The 23,398-nt window shown below is 29.9% G+C and carries 28 protein-coding genes; 14 read left to right on the forward strand and 14 right to left on the reverse strand.

Annotation, left to right across the window (positions count from 1 at the left end):
• Positions 1-34 precede the first annotated feature (34 nt).
• A complete protein-coding gene (locus B3M86_RS13635; protein WP_038334410.1) occupies positions 35-1,417 on the reverse strand; it encodes a dipeptidase in 1,383 nt (460 codons plus the stop codon).
• Positions 1,418-1,528: 111 nt separating this feature from the next.
• Between B3M86_RS13635 and B3M86_RS13640 the strand changes: the two genes are divergently transcribed.
• The gene (locus B3M86_RS13640) at positions 1,529-1,843 is read left to right on the forward strand and encodes a DUF4286 family protein (RefSeq protein ID WP_284583689.1); all 315 of its coding nucleotides are present in this window, start codon (positions 1,529-1,531) and stop codon (positions 1,841-1,843) included.
• Positions 1,844-1,874: 31 nt separating this feature from the next.
• Here B3M86_RS13640 and B3M86_RS13645 read toward each other — a convergent pair whose 3' ends face one another.
• From B3M86_RS13645 to B3M86_RS13920, 5 genes are all read right to left on the reverse strand, one after another.
• On the reverse strand, positions 1,875-2,432 hold the full coding sequence (locus tag B3M86_RS13645) for a hypothetical protein (RefSeq protein ID WP_291048342.1): 558 nt from the start codon (positions 2,430-2,432) through the stop codon (positions 1,875-1,877).
• 288 nt (positions 2,433-2,720) lie between these two features.
• Entirely contained in the window at positions 2,721-4,004 is a 1,284-nt protein-coding gene (hemL, locus tag B3M86_RS13650) for a glutamate-1-semialdehyde 2,1-aminomutase (RefSeq protein WP_125349521.1), read from the reverse strand.
• Between the two features lie 62 nt (positions 4,005-4,066).
• Positions 4,067-7,513 carry an ATP-dependent helicase gene (locus tag B3M86_RS13655; RefSeq protein WP_219034629.1) on the reverse strand — a complete coding sequence of 1,149 codons (3,447 nt, stop codon included), beginning with the start codon at positions 7,511-7,513 and terminating at the stop codon, positions 4,067-4,069.
• Positions 7,514-7,693: 180 nt separating this feature from the next.
• Positions 7,694-7,798 (reverse strand): hypothetical protein, encoded by a 105-nt coding sequence (locus B3M86_RS13915; RefSeq protein ID WP_409450540.1) that lies wholly within the window; start codon positions 7,796-7,798, stop codon positions 7,694-7,696.
• A 9-nt stretch (positions 7,799-7,807) separates the two neighbouring features.
• A complete protein-coding gene (locus B3M86_RS13920; RefSeq protein WP_371875736.1) occupies positions 7,808-8,029 on the reverse strand; it encodes a hypothetical protein in 222 nt (73 codons plus the stop codon).
• A gap of 112 nt (positions 8,030-8,141) precedes the next feature.
• Between B3M86_RS13920 and B3M86_RS13660 the strand changes: the two genes are divergently transcribed.
• Together B3M86_RS13660 and B3M86_RS13665 are read left to right on the forward strand one after the other, a co-directional pair.
• Entirely contained in the window at positions 8,142-8,675 is a 534-nt protein-coding gene (locus B3M86_RS13660) for a hypothetical protein (protein ID WP_291048334.1), read from the forward strand.
• 37 nt (positions 8,676-8,712) lie between these two features.
• On the forward strand, positions 8,713-9,678 hold the full coding sequence (locus B3M86_RS13665) for a D-2-hydroxyacid dehydrogenase family protein (RefSeq protein ID WP_291076010.1): 966 nt from the start codon (positions 8,713-8,715) through the stop codon (positions 9,676-9,678).
• A 33-nt stretch (positions 9,679-9,711) separates the two neighbouring features.
• Here the strand turns inward: B3M86_RS13665 and B3M86_RS13670 are convergent, their stop codons facing one another.
• Both B3M86_RS13670 and ligA read right to left on the reverse strand, forming a co-directional pair.
• The gene (locus B3M86_RS13670) at positions 9,712-10,269 is read right to left on the reverse strand and encodes a hypothetical protein (protein WP_291076008.1); all 558 of its coding nucleotides are present in this window, start codon (positions 10,267-10,269) and stop codon (positions 9,712-9,714) included.
• On the reverse strand, positions 10,269-12,263 hold the full coding sequence (gene ligA / locus B3M86_RS13675) for an NAD-dependent DNA ligase LigA (protein ID WP_291076006.1): 1,995 nt from the start codon (positions 12,261-12,263) through the stop codon (positions 10,269-10,271). Before ligA ends, B3M86_RS13670 begins: the two co-directional genes overlap by 1 nt.
• A 120-nt stretch (positions 12,264-12,383) precedes the next feature.
• On the opposite strand from ligA, the gene B3M86_RS13680 reads away from it, so the two are divergent.
• The 6 genes from B3M86_RS13680 to B3M86_RS13705 all read left to right on the forward strand — a co-directional run bounded on the left by B3M86_RS13680 (position 12,384) and on the right by B3M86_RS13705 (position 16,122).
• The gene (locus B3M86_RS13680; protein ID WP_038334370.1) at positions 12,384-12,638 is read left to right on the forward strand and encodes a hypothetical protein; all 255 of its coding nucleotides are present in this window, start codon (positions 12,384-12,386) and stop codon (positions 12,636-12,638) included.
• A gap of 791 nt (positions 12,639-13,429) precedes the next feature.
• A complete protein-coding gene (locus tag B3M86_RS13685) occupies positions 13,430-14,134 on the forward strand; it encodes a phosphoadenylyl-sulfate reductase (RefSeq protein WP_115000595.1) in 705 nt (234 codons plus the stop codon).
• A gap of 83 nt (positions 14,135-14,217) precedes the next feature.
• Entirely contained in the window at positions 14,218-14,778 is a 561-nt protein-coding gene (locus tag B3M86_RS13690) for a Crp/Fnr family transcriptional regulator (RefSeq protein ID WP_219034624.1), read from the forward strand.
• Positions 14,779-14,852: 74 nt separating this feature from the next.
• The gene (locus B3M86_RS13695; protein WP_219034623.1) at positions 14,853-15,179 is read left to right on the forward strand and encodes a DMT family transporter; all 327 of its coding nucleotides are present in this window, start codon (positions 14,853-14,855) and stop codon (positions 15,177-15,179) included.
• Complete coding sequence (locus B3M86_RS13700) at positions 15,179-15,700, forward strand: GNAT family N-acetyltransferase (RefSeq protein WP_221854488.1); 522 nt, start codon at positions 15,179-15,181, stop codon at positions 15,698-15,700. The genes B3M86_RS13695 and B3M86_RS13700 overlap by 1 nt, the downstream gene beginning before the upstream one ends.
• A 95-nt stretch (positions 15,701-15,795) precedes the next feature.
• On the forward strand, positions 15,796-16,122 hold the full coding sequence (locus tag B3M86_RS13705; RefSeq protein ID WP_219034621.1) for a DUF493 family protein: 327 nt from the start codon (positions 15,796-15,798) through the stop codon (positions 16,120-16,122).
• Positions 16,123-16,605: 483 nt separating this feature from the next.
• On the opposite strand, the gene B3M86_RS13710 is transcribed toward B3M86_RS13705, so the two are convergent.
• From B3M86_RS13710 to B3M86_RS13735, 6 genes are all read right to left on the reverse strand, one after another.
• On the reverse strand, positions 16,606-17,097 hold the full coding sequence (locus B3M86_RS13710) for a 3'-5' exonuclease (RefSeq protein WP_038334348.1): 492 nt from the start codon (positions 17,095-17,097) through the stop codon (positions 16,606-16,608).
• 3 nt (positions 17,098-17,100) lie between these two features.
• Positions 17,101-18,015, reverse strand: coding sequence for a tRNA (adenosine(37)-N6)-dimethylallyltransferase MiaA (gene miaA, locus B3M86_RS13715; RefSeq protein WP_286494844.1), 915 nt, complete (start codon positions 18,013-18,015; stop codon positions 17,101-17,103).
• A gap of 95 nt (positions 18,016-18,110) precedes the next feature.
• Positions 18,111-18,572 (reverse strand): MaoC family dehydratase, encoded by a 462-nt coding sequence (locus B3M86_RS13720; protein ID WP_038334338.1) that lies wholly within the window; start codon positions 18,570-18,572, stop codon positions 18,111-18,113.
• 163 nt (positions 18,573-18,735) lie between these two features.
• Positions 18,736-19,089 (reverse strand): YkvA family protein, encoded by a 354-nt coding sequence (locus B3M86_RS13725; protein WP_115000587.1) that lies wholly within the window; start codon positions 19,087-19,089, stop codon positions 18,736-18,738.
• 101 nt (positions 19,090-19,190) lie between these two features.
• On the reverse strand, positions 19,191-19,835 hold the full coding sequence (locus B3M86_RS13730) for a peptidylprolyl isomerase (protein ID WP_221854483.1): 645 nt from the start codon (positions 19,833-19,835) through the stop codon (positions 19,191-19,193).
• Between the two features lie 60 nt (positions 19,836-19,895).
• Positions 19,896-20,111 carry a hypothetical protein gene (locus B3M86_RS13735; RefSeq protein ID WP_038334324.1) on the reverse strand — a complete coding sequence of 72 codons (216 nt, stop codon included), beginning with the start codon at positions 20,109-20,111 and terminating at the stop codon, positions 19,896-19,898.
• 111 nt (positions 20,112-20,222) lie between these two features.
• On the opposite strand from B3M86_RS13735, the gene B3M86_RS13740 reads away from it, so the two are divergent.
• The 5 genes from B3M86_RS13740 to B3M86_RS13760 all read left to right on the forward strand — a co-directional run bounded on the left by B3M86_RS13740 (position 20,223) and on the right by B3M86_RS13760 (position 23,389).
• The gene (locus B3M86_RS13740) at positions 20,223-20,924 is read left to right on the forward strand and encodes a DUF1826 domain-containing protein (protein WP_219034616.1); all 702 of its coding nucleotides are present in this window, start codon (positions 20,223-20,225) and stop codon (positions 20,922-20,924) included.
• A gap of 156 nt (positions 20,925-21,080) precedes the next feature.
• Positions 21,081-21,320, forward strand: a complete 240-nt coding sequence (locus B3M86_RS13745) for a hypothetical protein (protein ID WP_291048307.1) — start codon at positions 21,081-21,083, stop codon at positions 21,318-21,320.
• Positions 21,308-22,036 (forward strand): hypothetical protein, encoded by a 729-nt coding sequence (locus tag B3M86_RS13750; protein ID WP_221854480.1) that lies wholly within the window; start codon positions 21,308-21,310, stop codon positions 22,034-22,036. The genes B3M86_RS13745 and B3M86_RS13750 overlap by 13 nt, the downstream gene beginning before the upstream one ends.
• Before the next feature lie 85 nt (positions 22,037-22,121).
• Entirely contained in the window at positions 22,122-22,451 is a 330-nt protein-coding gene (locus B3M86_RS13755) for a translation initiation factor (protein WP_291048303.1), read from the forward strand.
• A 65-nt stretch (positions 22,452-22,516) separates the two neighbouring features.
• On the forward strand, positions 22,517-23,389 hold the full coding sequence (locus tag B3M86_RS13760) for a nucleoside phosphorylase (RefSeq protein ID WP_291048300.1): 873 nt from the start codon (positions 22,517-22,519) through the stop codon (positions 23,387-23,389).
• Positions 23,390-23,398 lie beyond the last annotated feature (9 nt).

The raw sequence follows: 23,398 nt of genomic DNA on the forward strand, positions 1-23,398 counted from the left end.
TTGATTCGCTTTTTAGAAGTTATTTTGTCGAAAATTATTGTTCGTTAAAATATTTGTAGAAATATGGAATAGTTTCGATTCCTTTGTAGAAATTGAATAAACCATAATGTTCGTTTGGAGAGTGGATAACGTCAGAGTTTAATCCGAATCCCATTAAAACAGATTTTGTTCCTAATTCTTCTTCGAATAAAGCAACAATTGGAATAGATCCACCAGCTCTTTCGGCTAACGCTTCTTTTTCAAAAGTTTCAGCTAACGCTTTTTTAGCAGCGATAAAACCTGGGTGATTAGTTGGTAAAATATAAGGTTTACCTCCATGATGTGGTTTTACTTTAACTTCTACAGAAGAAGGCGCTAAAGTTGGGAAATAATCTGCAAATTGTTTTGTTACAACTTCTGGATCTTGTCCAGGAACCAAACGCATTGAAATTTTAGCATACGCATGAGAAGGAATAACTGTTTTAGCACCTTCGCCAATATATCCTCCCCAAATTCCGTTTACATCTAAAGTAGGACGAATAGAAGCTCTTTCGATTGTAGAAAAACCTTCTTCTCCTTGGATATCAGCAATACCAATAGATTTCTTGTATTCTTCTACATCAAATGGAATTTTAGCTAAATCAGCTCTTTCGTCTTCTGTTAATTCAAGAATTGGTTCATAGAAACCTGGAATTGTAATGTGACCTTTTTCATTGATTAATTTTCCAATCATTGTTGCTAAAACATTAATCGGATTAGGAACAGCTCCACCATAAACACCAGAGTGCATATCGCGATTAGCTCCTTTTACCTCAACTTCTACATAAGATAAACCACGTAAACCAACAGAAATAGAAGGTTGTTCGTTTGAAATCATAGAAGTATCAGAAATCAAAATCACATCATTTTTTAATTTCTCTTTATTGTTTTTAACGAAATTTACTAATGAAGGAGAACCAACTTCTTCTTCACCTTCGATCATAAATTTAACGTTACAAGGTAATTCGTTTGATTTGTTTAAAGCCTCAAAAGCTTTAACGTGCATAAACATTTGACCTTTATCATCAGCAGAACCACGAGCAAAAATTGCTCCGTCAGGATGAATTTCTGTCTTTTTGATTACTGGCTCGTATGGTCCAGATTCCCATAATTCTAAAGGATCAGCTGGTTGTACATCGTAATGTCCGTAAACTAAAACAGTAGGTTTTGAAGCGTCAACTATTTTTTCTCCGTAAACAACAGGAAAACCTTCTGTTTCGCATACTTCAACATTATCAGCACCTGCTTCTTTTAAATATTTTGCAACCATCTCGGCAGCATCATTTACGTCTTGTGTGTAGGCTGGATCAGCACTAACTGAAGGAATTTTAAGTAATTCGATTAATTCATCAAGAAAACGTTGTTTATTCTCTTGTATAAATTGTTGCGTATTGTTCATTTTTGTTTGTTATGAATAATAGGTAAATTTAAAAATAAAATCTTGATTAGACTTTCTTTTTCAAGAAAAATATAATGCGAAAACCTTTGTATCTTTGCAAAAAATTAGAGAATGATATTATATAATACAACTTTTATTGTTGAACAAGAAGTGCATGATGATTGGTTTGCGTGGATTCAGAAAGAGCATATTAATGATTATTTGAAATCAAATTGTTTTATCGGTGCTCGTTTAGGAAAAATAACTTCTCATATAGAACCTGGGGCGGTTTCTTATTCTTTGCAATTATTTGTGAATGATGAATTGACTTTAGATAAATTCAAGAATAATTTTTTATCAGAAATTAAACAAAAAAGTTTGCAAAAATACGCGACTAAAGTACTAAGTTTCGAAAGTGAAATGGAACATATAGGGGATTATAATTAAACAAAAGCTCGAGAAAATTCTCGAGCTTTTTTTATATTCTTTTTTGAAAAATAACTTCAATATTCAATTCAATCCATTGTTTGGTGCTAAAATCATAATATGACTTTGTAATATTTGTAGATAGACGATTGTAGTCAATAATTTTTAAATTTTCAATAGAAACATTTTTTTTATTTTCCTTGTTACCAGTATAGTTGCTTTCTGTATAACTACTATCTTTTATAACCATTACTTTATCCGATAATGTTGTAGATGTTACAAATCCATATTTTACAAAATCTGCATAACCGCTTGGTATACTTGGATAATCATAATTTATTAATGTTAGAGGAAAATTAAAGGAGATTAATTTTACTTTAGGTCTAACTTCTAAAAAGTTCTCTTGTTTATTAAGAATTTCAATTTCATCCAACAAATTAGTTGATGTTTTTTTATCATTGTTTAAATCAACTGGGATATTAGCTTTATAGGACACAATATTATAAGTCTCAACTACATCTTCTTCCGAAAAACCATCATCATCTTTACATCCAAAATTAATAAGAATTATACTAGATGCAAGTAGTAGTTTAAAGTAATTTGTAATCATATCATTATGAATTTTAGTAAATATAATAATTTCATTGATTTGTATAGTTATCAATTTTTGATTTATGTTTTTTTGACTTTAGTTGAATTATTTCAGAATTGGTTTCGATTTAGATAAAAATACCTATTACGATATTTTACTTCCGAAAAATTATAATTCAAACAAAGCGTTTGTTATTAAAATGGGCAAATCACCTGATAAAACAGAAAAATTGATGGACGCAAAAATGTAGTTCCAAAATAGAATAAAAAAATGCAGTAGTTTTTCTACTGCATTTTTTGTTTATGTTTAACCTTCGAAGCTTCTTACAGCGTCTAATGTTTTATTAATTTCAGCATCTTTAATTGCATCAGAAATAAACCAAGTTTCGTATCCAGAAGGAGCAATGTAAACTTCGTTCGTTAATAAATGATGGAAAAATTTGTTGAATCTTTCGTGGTTACATTTGGTCACATCTGTAAAGTTTTTAATTTCCGTTTGCTCTGTAAAGAAAACAGACATCATCGACCCTAAACGATTGATATGATTTGGAATTCCTTTTTCTGCAAAGATTTTAGAAATTTCAACATCTAAAGTTTCTGTAGCGTTATCAATTCTATTGAATAATGCTCTATCATTATTGATAATATTCAATGTTGTGATACCAGCACGCATAGCAATTGGATTTCCTGATAATGTTCCCGCTTGATAAACAGGGCCAAGAGGAGCAAGGTGATTCATGATTTCGCGACGAGCAGCAAAAGCACCAACAGGGAAACCTCCGCCAATTACTTTACCAAATGTTACAATATCTGCATTGATGTTTAAACGTTCTTGAGAACCTCCCATCGCTTGACGGAAACCTGTCATTACTTCATCAAAAATTAATAAAGCTCCATTTTCATCACAAATTTGTCTTAATCCTTCTAAGAAACCTTTTTCTGGAACAATACATCCCATGTTTCCTGCAATTGGCTCAACAATAATAGCTGCAATTTCGTCTTTATTTTGTTCGAATAAAGCTTTTACATCTTCCAAATTATTGTATTCTGCCAACAACGTATCTTTTGCAGTTCCTTGTGTTACACCCGGAGAATTTGGATTTCCGAAAGTTGCAGCACCAGAACCAGCTTTAATCAAAAATGAATCTGAATGTCCATGGTAACAACCTTCAAACTTTACAATTTTATCACGATTTGTATAACCTCTTGCCAAACGAATTGACGACATACAAGCTTCTGTACCTGAGTTCACCATACGAACCATATCGATGTTTGGAACTACAGAAGTAATTAATTTTGCAATTTCAGTTTCCAATTCAGTTGGTGTACCAAAAGAAAAACCATTTTTCATCTGCTCAACAGTCGCATTCAAAACACGCGGATCTGTGTGTCCAATAATCATTGGTCCCCAAGAATTGATGTAATCTACGTAAGCACGTCCATCTTCATCATAAATATAAGCACCTTCGGCTTTTTTGATAAAAATTGGCGTTCCTCCAACAGATTTAAATGCACGAACAGGAGAATTTACACCTCCTGGAATATATTCTTGCGCGTCTTTGAATAATGCGCTACTTCTTTGATACAACATAATTTTACAAAAATAGTTGCACAAATTTACTGAATCTTAAATGAATTATGAAGTGATTTTGATTAGATTATAAGTTTATGTGAAGATTTATTTTCTAAATACTCAATTAATGTTTTAATCAATTGATTTTCTTTCAAAATCGTTTGATTTCCAATCAAAAATAATTGCTCTTTTGCACGTGTTAACGCCACATTTAGTTTTCGGTCAACATTTCCTTGGTCATTCATATTCACCAACGCATTCAATTGTGAATAATATGTTACCGCAAAACTATACAAAATAATATCGCGCTGACTTCCTTGATAACGCTCAACTGTATCAACCGTTATTTGCTCGTAATTAGGAATATTTGCTAATTCTAATTTTTGTTTAATCAAGGCAATTTGATTACGGAAAGGCGCAATAATTCCAATTGTTTTCTTTGCATCAAATTCTTTTTTATTGATTTCGTATAAATGAATAATTTCTTGTACAAATTTCACAATCAAATCGGCTTCTTGCTCATTCGTTGAAGGCAAATAAGGATTTTCGTCCACATTGATAAACGCAAAACGATGATTCGTAATAAAGTTTTGTAAATCATTTGATTGATTATGATTTTCAAAATGTAAATCTGCACGTTGGCGATGTAAACTTTGCTTAATCTCTTCATTCAAATTTGGAATATCATAGGCAACATTTAATTTTCCATCATAAAAATAATTGTTCGGAAAATCTGCAATTTCAGCATGCATTCTTCCTTGATAAGTCAATTGGTCAAATGAATTTTCGTTATTATTACGCTCACAAAATTCATACAAACGTTCGAAAATTGAGTTTTTACGATTGATTAAACCAATATTTTCTAATAATTCGTTGTTCGTTTTTGCTAATTCAGGATTTTGCAAAACAATTGCAGGCAACTGTTTGTGATCACCAATCATGATAAAACGTTCTGCTTTTGGTAGAATTCCAACAATTTGTGGTTCTAAAATTTGTGAAGCTTCATCAATAATAATTGTATCAAATTTCTTTAATTTCAGAATATCATTTTTACTCGAAATTGAAGCAACCGTCGAAACAAAAATGCGTTGTTTACGAATAATATCTTGAATTGTTTTTCTCGAAAATTTTTCTCCTTTTTGCTCTAAATCAACATCTTTTTGCTCGATAATTTTATTCAATAAATTAGGATGAAATTCAGGAGAAGTAGATAATTCATTCCCAATTCTGATGAACTTTTGTTCAATTTGATCAGAAATAGCCGAATTTATCGATTCACATAATTCATCAACCGCACGATTTGTATACGCCAAAAGCAAAATATTACAATCTTGTTTCTCGTAGATTTCTTTCACCAATTCTTTGATGATAATCGATGTTTTTCCTGTTCCTGGAGGTCCATTCAACAAGAAATAATCTTTAGAAGAAAGCGCTTTTTTCAAGATTCGATTTTGTTCATCCGAAAGATTTGAGTTAAAATACGCATAATCCATTTGATTTCTTGGAATAGATTGCGTTAAAATCAAATCTTTTTTTGCTTTAGAAGAATGAATTAATCCATACAGATTTCGGTACATCGAAACAAAAGAAGAATCCATAAAATCGCGTTCCAAAGCCCATTTTCCTGATGAATCAAACGAATCAAAAAAGCGTGTGTTGGGCTGCTGATAACGAAAACGCAACACAATAAATTCTCTCGAAATACTTTTGATGGTACATTTAAAAACCTGATTTGTTAAAACCGAATCTTTGAAATTATTTCTTGGATAAAGAATGCAAATATCACCTTCGCGAATCGAAATAAAATCATTCGCAGGATTAGTTCTTTTTAACTTGATTTCACGTTTTGGATCAGAAATATGATTTTCTACAATTTCTAAATCATAAATAATCTCGAAATTATTATTTTTTTCTTCGAAAGTATTCAGCCACAAACTCGCCAAACCGTTGTTAGAAGTTGATTGTCCCAAACCAAGTTTCGCCATATATTGCTCTTTCGCAATGAAATTCGTAAACGAATAAAAATAAGCTTTTTCTAACGGTGAACTATTTTTGATCGGATAGATAAATTTATCCAACTGTTCTTCTAAAATTTCTTTGAAACGAGGATTAATTTTTCGTTTGATAAAATTGGCAGGTTTAATCGAATAAATAGTTGATTCAATATCGGTTAATGCATGATTTGCTAACCGATTTTCATTGATAATTATTCGATTTCGTAAATCAAAAATACGTTGAACTCGCGCTAAAGTTGGCACATCAAAACGTAAATTTCCTTGATATACTTTCGAATAGAAGATATAACCTTCGGTGTTTTTTGTGACATCTTTAAACTCTAAATCATATAAAACACCAATAATTTGGTAATATAAAAAGAGCTGCGTCGCATGATTTGGCTTGACACTTTTTCCATCATCAGGAAAAGGTGCACCACCAGATTTCAGCTCGATAATTTTATTTTTTCCTTCGGGATTAATGTCTAATAAATCTAAACGACCCTGAATACCATATTGTTCGCACAAAAATGAAGGCTCTATTAATGCACGATCCAACGAAATATCATATTGAGGAAAATCCTCGGTCAACACTTTTTGAATACGGTCAAAATGACCTTTTGCTTCCAGATAATAATCTTTCAAGTCTTGTGGATTCGTCAAATCGTTGCAAGCCGTATATTCTAATGGATAATTTTTGAAATCATTCTTGAAAATCTCATTAAAATCTGTGTTTTCAATGTTTTCTGTTGAAAAATGATCGACTACTGAATTGGCAAAATTTCCTAAACGAATGTGTTTACTATTTGGCGATTCTTCAAATTTTTTCTGAATATAATGCAATTCAGAAGTTCCATAATCCTGAAAACATTCAGCAATTGCCGAAATATCAACCAAATAATCTGGTTCGAGAATGATAAAACGTGGATGATAAATTCCTTCTTCATCAATCGTCGAATTGACTAAATTTAATTGTGCACCAACCCAAAAATCCTCAACAGAAGTAAAGTTTTCATTTACGCCATCCTCATCAATTTGAACTGTAATATTTTCTTCTGTTTCATTATCTTCATGATCGCAAATCAAACAATCTCGTTTGATTTCAATCACTTGAACACGCAATTTTTTAACCCGATTTCGAGTAAGAATTTTGTTTGTATAAAATTCTTTTTCAGGAAAATAGTAGATAATTTCTGCTGGAATCATTACTTCATAAATCGAAGAAATAAAATCTGCAACATATTTATAATGTGTAAAATATTCGTGTTCTGTCGGTTCGTATTTCTCGCTCAGAATTCGTTGAGCCGTTTTACGAAAGGAATGAATTTTAGTGGAAACTTGGTATTGATTACAGATAAAAGATAGCTTCGAGAAAAAGTTAGAAAACTGTAAAGCTTCGTTTTTTGTCAACTCAAATGCAATATTTTCAACCAAACGTTTTAAATCTAAATATTTAAAATTGATTGGTTTATTGGCAAGTTGAATTTGTAAAACTTCATTTAGCAGTTGATTTCCTATTTCTTCTCGATTCACGGCGATTAATTTGGTGTAAAATTAAGACTAAATATTGTATTAAAAAGACGTTTAATCCCACGTTTTCCAATCATCACTTGTAAACAACCATTTTGGAGTTTTAATTTTACCTTGTTGTAATTTATACCAAGGATTTAATTTTTTATTCATCGGATTATTAAGAATTTGAATTTTTTCAAATTATTTAATTCTCAAAGGTGAAACAATGACAGCAAATCCATCAGGATCTAAGAAAGAAATTCCGTTATCATTCCAATATGGATTTTTAGATTTTATTGGTTTGATATGATGAAATTATAAACGCTCAATAATTTTTTCATATTCTTGTTGTGTTGTTGGATAAAATACCAAACAATTGTCTTCATCAAAGTGATGATTTATATTTTCGTGAGTTGTTGTAAATTTTAGATGCCAGTTTAAATCTGGTTTTCCAATAAAAATACCATCATATCCATTATGATTTTGAAACTCTCCAAGAATTTCAAAATTTAAAACTTTAGTATAGAATTTTTTTATTTAGTTGATTTGATTGGTATGACGAGCGACTCAAAATTGCATAAAATTCACTATTATTATTGATTGAAAATTAGTTTATTTTATTGAATTTTATGGAAATAATTTTAGTACAATGAAGAAAACTCTTTTATTAATTTCGTTTATTATTTTTAGTTTATTTAATGTATTTGCTCAAAAACAAAAAGATTCTAAAAGTTCTGAAGTTATTATTTCAAAAGATTTTAAAAATAAATTAGATCCAATTAAATCAAATTTTAATCGAATTAATTCGATTAAAATTTGGACAAAAATAAAAGAAATTGAAACTGATGATTCTACCGAAGGTGGTTTTATTAATTATTATTTTTTGAACGATAAATTAGAAAAAATTGTGGTTCGAAAATTTGGAAAATCAGGTCAATATTTAGCCGAATATTATTTGTTAAATGATAAATTGTCTTTTGTTTTTGAACAAGGTACAACTTATAATTTTCCTTTATATTGGAAAGGATTTGATGATAAAAAATCGAAAATTGAAGAATTTCGTTATTATTTTGAAGATAGAAAATTGATTCATTTTATAGGAAAATCTAAAAATTACAAAACTGAAAGTAAAGATACTTTGGACGAATTTGATGAGATAATTAAGAAAGAGAAAAGTAATTAGATAAATCAAAATAACTACATTTATTAAAAATTAAACAATGAAAATTGCCATATTAGATGATTATCAAAATGCTGTACCGTATTTGAAATGTTTTGATTTAATAAAAGATTATGATGTTAAGGTTTTAAATCGTTCATATACAAATACAAAGGATTTAGCAAAAGAAATTGAGGATGTTCAAATTTTAGTTTTGATAAGAGAACGTACGAAAATAAATGAAGAATTATTATCCCTTTTACCAAATTTGAAATTAATTAGTCAAACAGGCAAAATTTCAAATCATTTAGATTTAGCCGCTTGTACGAGTAGTGGAGTTGCTGTGTCAGAAGGAATTGGTTCTCCTATTGCTCCAGCCGAATTAACTTGGATGTTGATAATGAATGCAACTCGAAAAATACCTCAAGCTATCGAAGCGATGAAAAAAGGCGAGTGGCAGACTAATATTGGTTCTACAATAAATGGTAAAACAATTGGAATTTGGGGATATGGAAAAATAGGACAGATGATTGCACAATATGCAAAAGCTTTTGGAACGAAAGTGCAAGTTTGGGGAAGTGAAAATTCTCGTCAAAAAGCATTGGAGGATGGTTTTCAAGCAAGTAATTCTAAAGAAGATTTTTTCTCTACAAGCGATGTTGTTACACTTCATATTCGATTAAATGAGCAAATAAAAGGTATTGTGAAATTTGAAGATTTGAAATTAATGAAACATGATGCAATTATTGTAAATACTTCTAGAGCTGAACTAATTAAGAAAAATGATTTAAGTAAAGCTTTAAGTCAAAATACACCAACTTATGCTGCTTTAGATGTATATAACTCTGAACCAATTTATGATAAAAATAATGAATTTCTAACGAATCCGAATGTAATTTGTACGCCGCATTTGGGTTACGTTGAAGAAAATAGTTACGAATTATATTTCTCAAAAGCTTTTGAAAATGTTGTGAATTATATTGAAGGAAATCCAATCAATATTGCAAATCTTGAAGTTTTAGATTAATAAAAAATCCGTCAATTGACGGATTTTATCTTTTTAATACACTTCTTCTTTTTTGAAGAAAACCGTGTCATTTTCTTTTCTAAATTTCAGTTCCGAATATCGAATCGTGTAATCATCGGACATTGCGTAAGTTTCTAAAATAAAATTATCCTTAAAACGATAATTTCTATTGGTTTTATGTTTTGCATTCGATCCTAATTCTTCTTTCAAACTCAACATTACTGGAGAAATTTTGAAGCGAGGATCAGTTTCTATTCGATTAATAATGGTATTGACATCGGCTGAATCCATTATCAAAACTGTTTCTTGTTTCATATTTTTAATTCCAGAAATATCTGTCGAAACAATTTTTAAATTTCCTTTAAACCCAATTCCTGCTTGGTGTAAATCAGTTTTCAAATCATCGTTGGAATACATTTGACTTCTGTAACCATATTTCACCATCGGAATCATCACAATAAAAAAAATCGCAAGCGAAACAATCATCGCGGCTTTGTTGTAGCCTGCCATTCGCAATCCATAATAGATAAATGGAATCAAAATCAATAATACAATTCCGAATATAATGACTGCAATTAATCCTGATTCCATTAGCCGTTAATCATATTTAAAAATTCGTCTTCCGTTAAAACAACAACTGTTCCTATTTCTTCTGCTTTTTTCAGTTTACTTCCAGCTTTATCGCCAGCAACCAAGAAATTTAAGTTTTTAGAAACTGCAGAAATATTTTTCCCGCCATGATCTTCCACCATTTTTTGTGCATCAGTACGATTGAATTTTGTCAAAGTTCCTGTAAACAAAAACGTTTTGCCTTCCAAAGAATCTGACAAAGGTTTTGCTTCTTCACCAATCTCGAAATTCAATCCATAATCACGTAAACGTTGAATCAAAATCTGATGTTGTTCTTCTTTAAAATATTCCTTAATCGAAATTGCAATTTTTTCTCCAACATCCGTCACAGAAACTAATTCTTCCATTGTTGCATTCATCAAACGATCAATAGTTTGAAAATGTTTGACTAATTTTTTTGCAACCGTTTCACCAACATGACGAATTCCAATTGCATACAATACCTTTTCGAAAGGTTGCTCTTTGGATTTTTCGACAGAATTAATAATATTTTGAGCAGATTTTTCAGCCATTCTTTCCAAAGGCAAAATATCTTCTTTTTGTAAAGTATAAAAATCAGCAATGTTATTTAGCAAATTTGCTTTGTGTAACAAAACCGCTGTTTCACCACCAATACTTTCAATATCCATTGCTTTTCGAGAAACAAAATGTTCTAATTTTCCAATAATTTGCGGTTCGCAACCATTCTCATTTGGACAATAATGCTGCGCTTCACCTTCATTACGAATTAATTCTGTTCCGCAAGAAGGACAATTTTTAATGAATTCGATTTCTTCGGTTCCAGGTTGGCGAACATCAGTATTGACACCAATAATTTTCGGAATAATTTCGCCTCCTTTTTCCACATAAACCATATCACCAATGCGGATATCCAACTTTTTAATAATATCTTCGTTGTGGACAGAAGCACGTTTTACGATCGTTCCAGCCAAAGAAACAGGCGCAAGATTTGCAACAGGCGTAATCGCTCCAGTTCGACCAACTTGATAATCAATACTCAATAATTCGGTTTCGGCAGCTTCAGCTTTAAATTTATACGCCATTGCCCAACGTGGAGATTTCGCAGTATAACCTAATTCATCTTGTTGCGAAAAAGAATTTACTTTGATCACAATTCCGTCCGTTTCGTAAGGTAAATTTTTACGTTCGATATCCCAATGATCTACAAAAGCTAAAACTTCTTCCAAAGAAGTACATAATTTTGATGTATGCGGAATCTTAAAACCTAATTCATCAGCGGCTTGTAGCATTTCCCATTGTGTAGAATAAGGTAAATTATTTCCGATAAAATAATATGGGAAACATTGTAAACCGCGTTTCGCAACTTCTGTATTATCTTGTAATTTTAATGATCCAGAAGCGGTATTTCGAGGATTTGCATACAATTCTAAACCATTATTAGCGCGTTCTTCATTAATTGAAGCGAATTTATTGAGCGGAATTGTAATTTCGCCACGCATATAAAAACGTTCAGGATAATTTCCTTTCAATTTCAATGGAACAGATTGTATAGTACGTATATTATTCGTGATTTCATCACCTTGTGTTCCATCTCCACGCGTTACAGCCTGCGTCAATTCTCCATTTTCATACAAAATAGAAATCGAAGCGCCATCATATTTCAATTCGCAAACAAATTCTACTTTTTCACCTAACGTTTTCTCAATTCGTTTTTCCCAATCTTGTAAATCTTCAATTGAATATGAATTGTCTAACGAATACATTCTAAATTCGTGTGTAATCGTCGGAAAATTTTTTGTAACCATTCCACCAACGCGTTGTGTAGGGGAATTAACATCAAAAAAGATAGGATTTTCGTCTTCTAATCGTTTTAATTCTTTCAATTTCAAATCAAATTCGAAATCAGAAATTGTCGGATTATCTAAAACGTAATAATTATAATTATGCTGAGTAAGCTCTTCTCGAAGCGCTAAAATTTTGTCTTGTATTTCCATTCTAAAAATGTTACCGAACAAAGATAAACACTTGAATTAATACGAACAATTTTTAAAATAATTTGGAATGATTTATATTTAGGAATATTTATTGCAACGTTTATTGAAAAATAATCAACTATGAATAATTTATTAGAAGTTTTGGACACAAAATCAAAAGGTTTTGAAAATACAGTTTCTATCGTAACAACTGGAGCAGCAGCAGGAATTGCAATTTCGAAAGCAATTAATAAGAACGAAAAAATTGGAGCTGTTGTTGGAGTAGGAGTAGGCTTGCTGGTTTATGCAATGTTTAGTCCTCAAAACAAATTGGAAAAAGAGAATAAAAAATTGGAAAAGCAAATAGAAGAGTTTGAAGCTAAATTGGAAAAATAATCTGTTTTTATTTGTAAGTATTTTAACTTATTTGGTGAGTTTAATTTTGCCTGTTCACTTATTAAGTATTGATTTTATTGAATATTATTCTGGAGATTCTAGAACAGAATATTTGAATTACATATCTAATATTAGGATATATAACGATATCAGAGTTGCCAATTGATTTTATCTGTTGGTTAGGGAACTTTACATTATTATTTTCTTGGATTTTTTATAAGATAAAAATAGGATGAATATTAGGTATTATCGCTGTTATTCAAATGTCATTATACGAAATTAATCATTTAACAAGATTAGATATTTTACAAATACATGAATATGATTTACCACATTTTGGTTATTGGATTTGGTTATTTTCATCCATTTTTGTCCTAATTTATCATTACAAAAAATATAAATTAAAAAGTCAAACATTGTAAAGTTTGACTTTTTAGTTTTGTGATATTCATAATTCGTTCTCGAAGATGATTAGATAGAATTTATTCTTAAGACATTTTAAATGTTTTTATCTTAATAATTATATTGATTTTCGAATTAATTAGCAATCCATACTCTATGAAAACCTTTATTTAATGCCAATTTGGACTGATTTTCTTCTATTTTACGAATATGAAAATTCACTCTCGAAGATGATTTAAGTATAAACAAAATTTGCTTGTATAATTTATTGATTCTATATTATATTATATCTATAAAATTAGTCGAGATTAGTGTTGTTTTAGAAAATTGGAATTAATACATTTGTTAAAATAAATACTCTATAAAAACTATAGATATTATATAAGAAAATGAATCAACTAAAAGAGATATTAGAAAAAGTTACAGGACAAGTAAGTTTAGAAGAAAAATTATTTTTTTTGAATAACAACGTTAAAGAAAAAATAGTTTTTTCGACAAGTTTTGGTTTCGAAGATCAAGTTATTTCTCATGTTATTTTAAGTCAAAAATTAGACAATATTAAGATTTTTACTTTAGATACAGGTCGTGTTTTTCAGGAAACGTACAATACGTGGAACAAAACAGAATTTAAATATCAAGCGAAGATTAAACCATTTTATCCACCAACAGAGGAGTTAGAAAATTTTGTTGAAGAAAATGGAATTAATCCTTTTTACGATTCGGTTGATTTAAGAAAACAATGTTGCTATATCAGAAAAGTAATTCCTTTGAATCGTGCATTAAAAGAAGCATCAGTTTGGATTACAGGTTTGCGTGCGGAGCAATCGAATAATCGACATGATATGCACGAAATAGAGTTTGACGAAGAAAAACAATTATTCAAATTCAATCCATTGATTGATTTTACAACAGGGGATTGTTTCGAATATTTGAAAGAAAATAGAGTTCCTTACAACCCGTTACACGACAAGGGTTTTATAAGTATTGGTTGTGCTCCTTGCACACGTGCTATAAACGAAGGTGAAGATTTTCGTGCCGGAAGATGGTGGTGGGAAGACAATAGTAAAAAAGAATGCGGTCTACATGCAAAGTAGACTTCAGGTGTTAATTTAATTTGAATGACTCAGCCTATTTTAGGTTGAGTTTTTTGTTTACTTTTACTAGATAAGTTTCAATAATGGAAATAGAACAAATCTTAAATCAAATTTCGCCACTTTCATCACAGTCTATTCAATTGATAGCAGATAAAATTCAATTGATTCGATTACCAAAAAACACCACGCTTATTGATGCTGATAAAGTTGAGAAAAAGTTATATTTCATCAAAAAAGGAATTGTTCGCGCGTATACGATAGACGATGGAAAAGAAATTACGTTTTGGTTTGGGAAAGAAGGCGATTTGATTTTATCGATGCGAAGTTATGTCGAAAATAAAATTAGTTACGAAACAATCGAATTAATGGAAGATTGTGAGTTATATGAAATTAAATCTTCAGACATACAATTGTTTTATGCGACAAATTTAGAAATTGCAAATTGGGGAAGAAAACTTGCTGAAATTGAATTGATAAAAACTGAAGAGCGTTTTATTTCTAGGCAACTAGGAACGGCGATTGATCGTTATAAAAAATTGTTAGAAGAAAATCCAAGTTTGATTAATCGTGTGCAATTAGGTTATATCGCGTCTTATTTAGGAATTTCTCAAGTGACATTAAGTAGGATTCGCACAGAAATTTAAGCGAATAATTTTTTTACAAATGTAAAAAAAATCTATTTTTTTCTAATTCATCTTTGCATCAAAATATTAACAAAATGAATTGGATTTTATTGATTTTAGGAGGATTATTCGAGATTGGATTTACATCATCTTTAGGGAAAGCCAAAGAAACAACAGGCTCAGAAATGTACATTTGGTATGGCGCTTTTGCAATATGTTTGGTTGCAAGTATGACGTTATTAATCAAAGCAACACAAACTTTACCTTTGGGAACTGCTTATGCTGTTTGGACTGGAATTGGCGCTGTTGGAACAGTTTTAATCGGAATTTTTGTATTCAAAGAACCAGCTAATTTTTGGAGAATATTCTTTATTTTTACATTAATTAGTTCAATTGTAGGATTAAAATTTGTTTCGCATTAATGAACGAAGAAATTACAATAAAAAGAGTTGAAGAAAAACACATTACAGAACTTCAAGAAATCTCTAAAAAGACATTTGCAGATACATTTTCTTCTTCTAACACAGAAGAGGATATGCAAAAATATTTGAACGAAAGTTTTTCAGAAGATCAATTATTAAAAGAATTGAAGAATCAAAATTCGTTGTTCTTTTTTGCAATGATTAACCAAAAAATTGTCGGTTATCTGAAATTAAATATTGGTGATGCTCAAACAGAAGTTTATGATATGAATTCTTTGGAAATTGAAAGAATTTATGTGTTAGAATTGTTTCAAGGAAAGAAAATTGGACAAATTCTTTTTAATAAAGCTGTAGAAATAACTAAAAACCTCAACTTGCATACAATTTGGTTAGGAGTTTGGGAAAAGAATATTTCTGCGATTAATTTCTATTTAAAGAATGGTTTCGAAAAATTCGATCAACATATTTTCAGACTTGGTGATGATGAACAAATAGATTATTTAATGAGATTAAAATTATAAGATTTATAATATGTCAAAATGTCTTATTAATTCTATATTTTATCAATAATGTGAAGTGGTATTGTTTTTGACATTGTAACAAAAAAATAATAGATATGGACACAAATAGAGATTATACATTCGAAGAAATACCAGATAGCTCTCACAATGAGCAAGATTTTTATGCAAAATTCAAAGAAAGATTAGATGATGTACAAAAATTTCCAGCTGATTATTTGTTCAAATTCATTTATCCTTCAAGTGAAGAAACGATGGAAAAAATCAAAGATATTTTTGCAGGAACGAATGCTGAATTTGATTACAAAGCTTCAAAAAATAGAAAATATACATCTATTTCGATTAAACTTTATGTGATTGATGCGGATACAGTAATCAATTATTACAAAGAAGTTTCGAAGATAGAAGGCGTTATAATGTTATAAAAAAGGTTGCAAATGCAACCTTTTTTTATCTTTTTAAAAAGAGTAGGGAGGTATCAATTTTTCAATTATGAAATTAATGTTCCCAGAGTAACCCTCTTTATTATGTTAAATACATAATGTGATTATTTTACTTCTTCGATAAAAACAATTGAAATCAATTTTTTAAATTATTATTTTTTTCAACTTGCAAAGATTTATCGGAACTAAATTTTAGTTTATACTTCATTTTATAAAATTTTGAAAGTTAATTTTCAAAATTTTGCATTCTCAATTCATTTCATAAAATCAACTTATTTAGAATAGAATTTTTGCTTTATTAAATTTTCTTAGAAATAGTGAGTTATTAAAGTTATTATTAATCAATTTTAAATACTTGTAAATACTTACAAATATTTGTAAATGGATATATTGCTGAATATAAATTTATTATAATTAATGTAGAATTGTTTTTTAAATGTTTAATCAGATAAATTTTTAGTAAAACTATTTTAATAAGTATAATTGAGCACAAACTTTTGCATCAGATAAAGCTTCATGATGGTTGAGTTGAAGATTAAATCGGCGAGCACAATCGGATAATTTTGTAGGAACAATTCCTTTCTGTTTGAAAATTCTGTATGTACATTCCCACTTTTCGGCAAGGTTAAGTTGAGAGTAATTGAGGCTATAAAACTCCATTGTATTCTTCAAAACAGAACGATCAAACGATTCGTTATGTGCAACAACAAGCTGATTTTGTAAACGATGTTTGATTTCAAAATAGACGTCTTCAAAACTTGGTGCATCAATTGTGTCTTCGGGACGAATTCCATGAACCAAAATATTATGATAATTATATTGATTTTGTGGTGGTTGAATTAACGTGTAATACTCGTCTGTAATCACATTATCTGTCACAGTTACAATTCCAACCGCGCAAGCAGAATTACGATAATTGTTTGCAGTTTCGAAATCGATGGCAACAAAATTTTCCATAATTTATATTTTGTTCGATATAAAATTAATGATATTTTCTTGTTCGAAAGGAGAAAACCAATTGACAGTTTCATCTTTTTTGAACCATGTCATTTGACGTTTTGCAAAACGTCTTGTATTCTTTTTGATTTCTTCTATCGCAAAATCCAATGTAATTTTCTCTTCAAAAAAGTCGAACAATTCTCGATAACCAACAGTTTGCAAAGCATTCAAATCTTTTAAAGGAAATAAATTTTTTGCTTCATTTAATAAACCTTCGTTCATCATAATATCAACTCGACGATTGATTCGGTCGTACATTTCTTCGCGAGGAAGTTCTAAACCGATTTTAATTATGTTAAATGGATGTTTGTTCAAATCTTGATTTCTGAAGTTAGAGAAAGGTAAACCCGAAGATCTAAAAATTTCTAAAGCACGTGTTACACGCTGTTTATTGAAAATATCAACTTCTTCAAAATACTTTGGATCGACTTCTTGCAATTCTTTTTGCAATTTTTCAATTCCAAATTCAGCAAGCTCATTATTCAAATCTTCTCTAATTTTAGGATTAACATCAGGAAATTCGTCAAAGCCAACTGTGATCGCTTTTTCATATAAACCAGATCCACCAACCATGACGCAAATGTCATTTGTTTTGAAATAATTATTCAAAAAAGCTAAGCCATCACGCTCAAAATCACCAACCGAATATTTTTCGTGAATAGAAATATTTTGAATAAAATGATGCTTCACTTCAGTCAATTCTTCCTCAGAAGGAACAGCAGTTCCTATCTTCATTTCTTTGAAAAATTGACGACTATCACAAGAAATAATTTCGGATTGAAAATGTTTTGCAACTTCTATTGCCAAATTGGTTTTACCAATTGCAGTTGGTCCAACAATAGAAATTAAGGTTTTATTATTTTGAATTTTTTGCATGTTATATGAAATCGAGCGCAAGATACTTCGATATTTTATGAAAAGAAAAAGCTTCTATAAAAAATAGAAGCTTTGTAAATTATATTGATCTTTAATTAATCATTAAAGTGGTAAAGGAAAACAACATCCGCCGTATAAGCAGGTTTCGGATTATCTTTAATTTCTAAATTTGCTTCGATGACAACTTTTGCAATTCCTCTCAAATTAGTAATAGATTTCAATTTTGCAGTTAATCTTACCTCACTATCAACCAAAACAGCTTGTCCAAATCTCAAATTTTCAATTCCATAATTGATTAACATTTTGATGTTGCGCACTTCCGCAATTTGATCCCACAAATGTGGAATTAAAGATAGCGTTAAATAACCATGCGCTATTGTTTTTTTGAAAGGTCCTTCGTTAGCTGCTTTTTCAGGATCTGTATGAATCCATTGATGATCTAAAGTTGCATCAGCAAAGCGATTGATTTGTTCTTGATTTATTATATGCCAGTCAGATTTACCGATTTCTTTACCTTCGAAAGCTTTGTATTCATCGAAATTATTAATAATTACCATTATTCAGGTGTTTTAGTTTTTAGTATTGTATTGCTCAAATCTAATAAATAATCGTCAGATAATAAATTTTATTTATGAGAAAGAGAGCATTTTTTGAATAATCTAAAAATAAAAAATCCGACTGAAAATTCAATCGGATTTTTTATAGCTATTTAATTTATTGCTACTCAATAATTTTTGCATCTTCAACATTTGCATAGGCTCTTTGCGTATCTCTCCATGCAAGATATTTAATAATTTCTTTGTTGAAATATTTCATTCCAAAAAGTAAAATCCCAAAATCATCTATCAAACCAAAAGGTCCAAATAGCGCTTCTGGAATAATATCAATAGGAGAAATAATGTATAAAGTTGCTACAAATCCAAGAAATAAATTCATGTTGTCAGGTTTATAACTTCCTTTTTTGTAATCACCTAACATATTGAAAAAAGCCTTTACTTTTTCAAAAAAAGATTTGTCTTTTTGAGCTGCCATTGCTGCTTCTCCAGCGACTTTAAAGAATTTTGATTTTTTCATTTCACAAAATATGTTTTAAAAACGTATTATGTATTACAAAGTACATGCCAAAACATTTAAATTGATTTTTGTGTCATGTTAAAACTTTATGTTACATTGTTTTACTTGTTTTTCTTTTTCAGTTTAATGATTTTTGCATTCAATATTCTGTCAAGCTTTGGATATCTTTCGCGCATTAATTTTGTGCTGTTAAAAATTTCTTCATCTTCCATTGTTTGTCCAGCGTAACCATCATACAAACTTTCTACAACATTCATTCCGTTCACCACTTTTCCAAAACTTGGAAAACCTACTACATCATTGGAATTGATTGTATCCAAACGATGATTATCTTTCAGATTAATAAACAAATCCAAATCTCTTGTGTTTTTTCCTGCGCGCGCAAAACTCAAAGCTCCTTTATTATTTCCAGCAATAACAGGTTCATCTTCTACAATAAACTTTTTCCATTGATTAGAAACAATTGTGTCTGTATTTCCAAATTGGGCGACAAAGTTCGGAACAACACGATAAAAAGTTCCATCTTCGAAAAAATTGTATTTAACCAATTGATAAAAACGATCAACAGCTTTTGGCGATAATTTTCTTTCAACTTCGATATCAATATTTCCTTTTGTTGTTTCAAATCGAGCAACAAAATTTTCTGGTGCCTGTTTCGTTGTCCATTTTTTATGAAAAACCGTTTTGCTAGAAGTACAAGCCGAAAGCGTAATAAGTGTAAATAATGTTAGAGTAATTTGTTTCATGTTCTAATTTTGTGGATTAAACTTAAACAAAAAACGACACTTAGCGTAAGTGTCGTTTCATTATTTTTGCAATTCTTGTTCAATTTTAAAAAACCATTCTGTTTTCTGGTTATAAACTTCCGCTTCGGCAAGCATATAATGTGCTTCTTTGGTTTCTTCATATTTCACGCGATCCATCGTTTCTGGGTTGAAAGGTGGTAAAGGTTGCACTTCTGCACTAAAAGTTTTGGTGTGGCCTTTATATGTAAATGTTTTGGTGATAATTTCTTTTTCCATTGTCTTTTAATCTTTGGTAAAAATACAACTTTTGCAACGGAGAATTTACATTCGGAATAATTTAATTTTTAGGCTGAATTATTTTTTGATAAATAGTAATTTTGCAGCTATATGATTACTCAAAATAATTCTAATCAACAACAAGTTCTTGTCGTTTCTTCGTTTGATGAACTTGTACATACAGCTTTTTCTGGGAAAAATAATGCGATAAATTGGCGGCGAAATTTAGAAGGTGATTTTGAGGAAATTGTGAATCAATTGATTTTAAAAGATGATATTACTGTTATTTCTATTGATGATTTGAATGATTTAGATTTATCTAATGAAGGAATTAAAGCGAGAAATATTTTGATCAATGATTTACAACAATTAACTGATTTTGGCGCTTCGCCAACTTTAAACTTACTGAAATGTTACGAACGCGATACTGAATTTGATTTTATTTCGACAGATGTTTATTCATTTCACGTTGATCGTTCGCCAATTCCTACGGATACTTTTTTGTGCACTTACTATGGCGCTTCCAGTGATATTGTAGCAAATGAAGATGTGGAACAAAAAATTTTGATTCCAGAAATTAGAGAAAAACTATTCGAATTATATGATGGATACATTGATGGTTTTGAAGATTTTTTGAAAGAATATTTCTTTGATTTGCATTATCAAATTCGTCCAGGTGTTGAACCAATTAATTTAGGATTAGGAAATCTTTGGCGATTGGCAGTTGATCATCCAGAACAAAAAGTTTTGCCTTGTGTACATCGCGCGCCGAAAGAAAATAAAGATGAATATCGATTATTGTTAATCTGTTAGGAATAAATTAATCAAATAATATTAATAAAAATTATATAATTTAGATTCAAAAGATTAGGCTTTTGAATGAAGTCAAGCTTTTATTATTACAATGGTTTCACTAAATTTGCGTATATTTATTGATGAATAATTATTGTTAATTTAATTTCTATTATTATGAACAAAGAATCAGATATACTAAAATTAGAAGAAGCAGGAGCGTTAAATCGTTTAGCTAAATCTGCATCGCAAGCTGCAATCAGAGTTTCAGAAGCATTAGATTTATCAGTTCAATATGTTCAAGGAAATCGAATCATCGAGAGAAAACCTAATGGAGAAATTAAGGTGATTAAAACAATAGATCGAGTAAAAGTTCCAGCTGAATTGAAAAAAGGAGCTAAATTATGTCTAAAATAAAACGTTTGCGCGTTTTTGCTGGTCCAAATGGATCTGGAAAGTCTACTTTATTCGATTCAATCTCATCAAAATTTAATGCTGGATATTTTATTAATTCAGATTTGATTGAGAAAGAAATTTCTTTAAAAGGTTTTATTGATTTGGATCGATATGAACTAAAACTTACCGAAAAAGATTTTGAAGATTTTAAAACTGAACCTGCTTCAGTTTCATTATTCGAAAAAGCAAATAACGAAGGAAAAGCAATTGATGTGCAGTTTCGAAATAATGTTTTGGTTGATAAATCTAAATCTACACATAGTTACGAAGCGTCTTTTATTACTTCATTTATTCGAAAACACTTATTGATTAAAGGTAAATCTTATTCATTTGAAACGGTAATGAGTCATCCTTCTAAAATTGATGAAATAGTGGATGCTAAAAATCGTGGTTTCAAAACATATATGTATTTTGTCTGTATTGAAGATCCTTTGATTAATATTTCTCGAATTGAAAATAGAGTAGAAAAAGGTGGTCACGCTGTACCAGATGAAAAGGTGATTAAACGATATCATTCTACTTTAATGAATTTATTTCCAGCTTTAAAAATTGTAGATAAAGGCTATATTTTTGATAATTCAACTCAAGAAATGAGATTATTTGCACAAGTTAAGAGAAATGAACTTGAAATAGTTTCGGATAAAGTTCCAAATTGGTTTATAAAACAACTGCAATAAAAATTTTATCTTTGTAATTATAATGGTACAAATGGACGAATTCTAATTTAGAACGCCATATATTACAAGGATTACATTAAATACTATGGATTTAAAAGATCAATTAAAAAATCTTTTTCCTGATCATATACCTGAGCCAGAAGAAGTATCAAATGAAGAACAACATGAGTTATGGATTCAGAAAGAACCATTGATTTGTAAGTTTGAGAAACGAAAAGGGAAAATAAATACAATTATAGAAGGTTACGAAGGAGAAACAGAAGATTTCAAACTTTTAGCAAAAGAAATTAAGCAATTTTTGGGTGTTGGAGGGAGTTTTAAAGACGAACAAATCATCATTCAAGGAGATTATCGCGACAAGATTATGGCTTTCCTGAAAGATAAAGGATTTAAAGTGAAAAGAGTAGGTGGTTAATAATTTCTTTACAATTATTACTGATAAAAATTGTATATTGTTCTCTTATTTTTAATTATAAAATCATGAGTAAAGCAGCATCAGAATTAGTTTTAAATGCAGACGGAAGTGTTTACCATTGTAATATAAGACCAGAGCATTTAGCAGATACTATTATAACTGTTGGTGATCCAAATCGTGTCGAAAAAGTTTCAAGACATTTTGATACAATCGAGCACACAGCAAGCAAAAGAGAAATTGTAACGCATACAGGAACGTTGAATGGTAAACGTTTAACAGTTATTTCGACTGGTATGGGAACGGATAATATTGATATTGTTTTATCTGAGTTAGACGCTTTGGCTAACATCGATTTAGAAACTGGAGAGATCAAAAAAGATTTCAGAAAATTATCATTTGTTCGTATGGGAACTTCTGGAGCTTTGCAAGCGGATATTCCTGTTGATAGTTTCGTTATTGGTTCTCATGGTTTAGGTTTAGATGGACTTTTGCATTATTATATTGGGAGTGAAGCGGTGATGAATAAAGAGGCAGAAGATGCTTTTATCAAACATGTTGATTGGTCGCCGAAAAAAGCACGTCCATATTTAGTAAAAGGATCTGATTTGTTGTTAGATAAATTGGCTTCTGAAAAAACAATTCAAGGAATAACGGCTACAGCTTGTGGTTTTTACGGTCCTCAGGGACGTTATTTGAGATTGCAACCAAATCCAGCTGATATTAATGAGCGTTTAACAACTTTTAATTACGAAGGTTTAAGAATCTCTAATTTTGAGATGGAAACTTCTGCAATTTATGGATTATCAGCGATGATGGGACACGAAGCGTTATCAATAAATGCAATTGTTGCGAATAGAATTTTAGGTGAATTTAGTGCCGATTCTTACAAAGCAGTTGATGCAATGATTGAATATTCGTTGGAAAGATTAACGAAATAATTTCAGAAT

This window comes from Empedobacter sp. UBA6305, assembly GCF_002440405.1.
GTDB lineage: Bacteria > Bacteroidota > Bacteroidia > Flavobacteriales > Weeksellaceae > Empedobacter > Empedobacter falsenii_B.

Excerpts from the sequence above, each read along its gene's own strand:
- B3M86_RS13635 (WP_038334410.1), bottom strand. The coding sequence starts at position 1,417 with ATGAACAATACGCAACAATTTATACAAGAGAATAAACAACGTTTTCTT.
- B3M86_RS13640 (WP_284583689.1), top strand. The coding sequence starts at position 1,529 with ATGATATTATATAATACAACTTTTATTGTTGAACAAGAAGTGCATGAT.
- B3M86_RS13645 (WP_291048342.1), bottom strand. The coding sequence starts at position 2,432 with ATGATTACAAATTACTTTAAACTACTACTTGCATCTAGTATAATTCTT.
- hemL (WP_125349521.1), bottom strand. The coding sequence starts at position 4,004 with ATGTTGTATCAAAGAAGTAGCGCATTATTCAAAGACGCGCAAGAATAT.
- B3M86_RS13660 (WP_291048334.1), top strand. The coding sequence starts at position 8,142 with ATGAAGAAAACTCTTTTATTAATTTCGTTTATTATTTTTAGTTTATTT.
- B3M86_RS13665 (WP_291076010.1), top strand. The coding sequence starts at position 8,713 with ATGAAAATTGCCATATTAGATGATTATCAAAATGCTGTACCGTATTTG.
- B3M86_RS13670 (WP_291076008.1), bottom strand. The coding sequence starts at position 10,269 with ATGGAATCAGGATTAATTGCAGTCATTATATTCGGAATTGTATTATTG.
- ligA (WP_291076006.1), bottom strand. The coding sequence starts at position 12,263 with ATGGAAATACAAGACAAAATTTTAGCGCTTCGAGAAGAGCTTACTCAG.
- B3M86_RS13680 (WP_038334370.1), top strand. The coding sequence starts at position 12,384 with ATGAATAATTTATTAGAAGTTTTGGACACAAAATCAAAAGGTTTTGAA.
- B3M86_RS13685 (WP_115000595.1), top strand. The coding sequence starts at position 13,430 with ATGAATCAACTAAAAGAGATATTAGAAAAAGTTACAGGACAAGTAAGT.
- B3M86_RS13690 (WP_219034624.1), top strand. The coding sequence starts at position 14,218 with ATGGAAATAGAACAAATCTTAAATCAAATTTCGCCACTTTCATCACAG.
- B3M86_RS13695 (WP_219034623.1), top strand. The coding sequence starts at position 14,853 with ATGAATTGGATTTTATTGATTTTAGGAGGATTATTCGAGATTGGATTT.
- B3M86_RS13700 (WP_221854488.1), top strand. The coding sequence starts at position 15,179 with ATGAACGAAGAAATTACAATAAAAAGAGTTGAAGAAAAACACATTACA.
- B3M86_RS13705 (WP_219034621.1), top strand. The coding sequence starts at position 15,796 with ATGGACACAAATAGAGATTATACATTCGAAGAAATACCAGATAGCTCT.
- B3M86_RS13710 (WP_038334348.1), bottom strand. The coding sequence starts at position 17,097 with ATGGAAAATTTTGTTGCCATCGATTTCGAAACTGCAAACAATTATCGT.
- miaA (WP_286494844.1), bottom strand. The coding sequence starts at position 18,015 with ATGCAAAAAATTCAAAATAATAAAACCTTAATTTCTATTGTTGGACCA.
- B3M86_RS13720 (WP_038334338.1), bottom strand. The coding sequence starts at position 18,572 with ATGGTAATTATTAATAATTTCGATGAATACAAAGCTTTCGAAGGTAAA.
- B3M86_RS13725 (WP_115000587.1), bottom strand. The coding sequence starts at position 19,089 with ATGAAAAAATCAAAATTCTTTAAAGTCGCTGGAGAAGCAGCAATGGCA.
- B3M86_RS13730 (WP_221854483.1), bottom strand. The coding sequence starts at position 19,835 with ATGAAACAAATTACTCTAACATTATTTACACTTATTACGCTTTCGGCT.
- B3M86_RS13735 (WP_038334324.1), bottom strand. The coding sequence starts at position 20,111 with ATGGAAAAAGAAATTATCACCAAAACATTTACATATAAAGGCCACACC.
- B3M86_RS13740 (WP_219034616.1), top strand. The coding sequence starts at position 20,223 with ATGATTACTCAAAATAATTCTAATCAACAACAAGTTCTTGTCGTTTCT.
- B3M86_RS13745 (WP_291048307.1), top strand. The coding sequence starts at position 21,081 with ATGAACAAAGAATCAGATATACTAAAATTAGAAGAAGCAGGAGCGTTA.
- B3M86_RS13750 (WP_221854480.1), top strand. The coding sequence starts at position 21,308 with ATGTCTAAAATAAAACGTTTGCGCGTTTTTGCTGGTCCAAATGGATCT.
- B3M86_RS13755 (WP_291048303.1), top strand. The coding sequence starts at position 22,122 with ATGGATTTAAAAGATCAATTAAAAAATCTTTTTCCTGATCATATACCT.
- B3M86_RS13760 (WP_291048300.1), top strand. The coding sequence starts at position 22,517 with ATGAGTAAAGCAGCATCAGAATTAGTTTTAAATGCAGACGGAAGTGTT.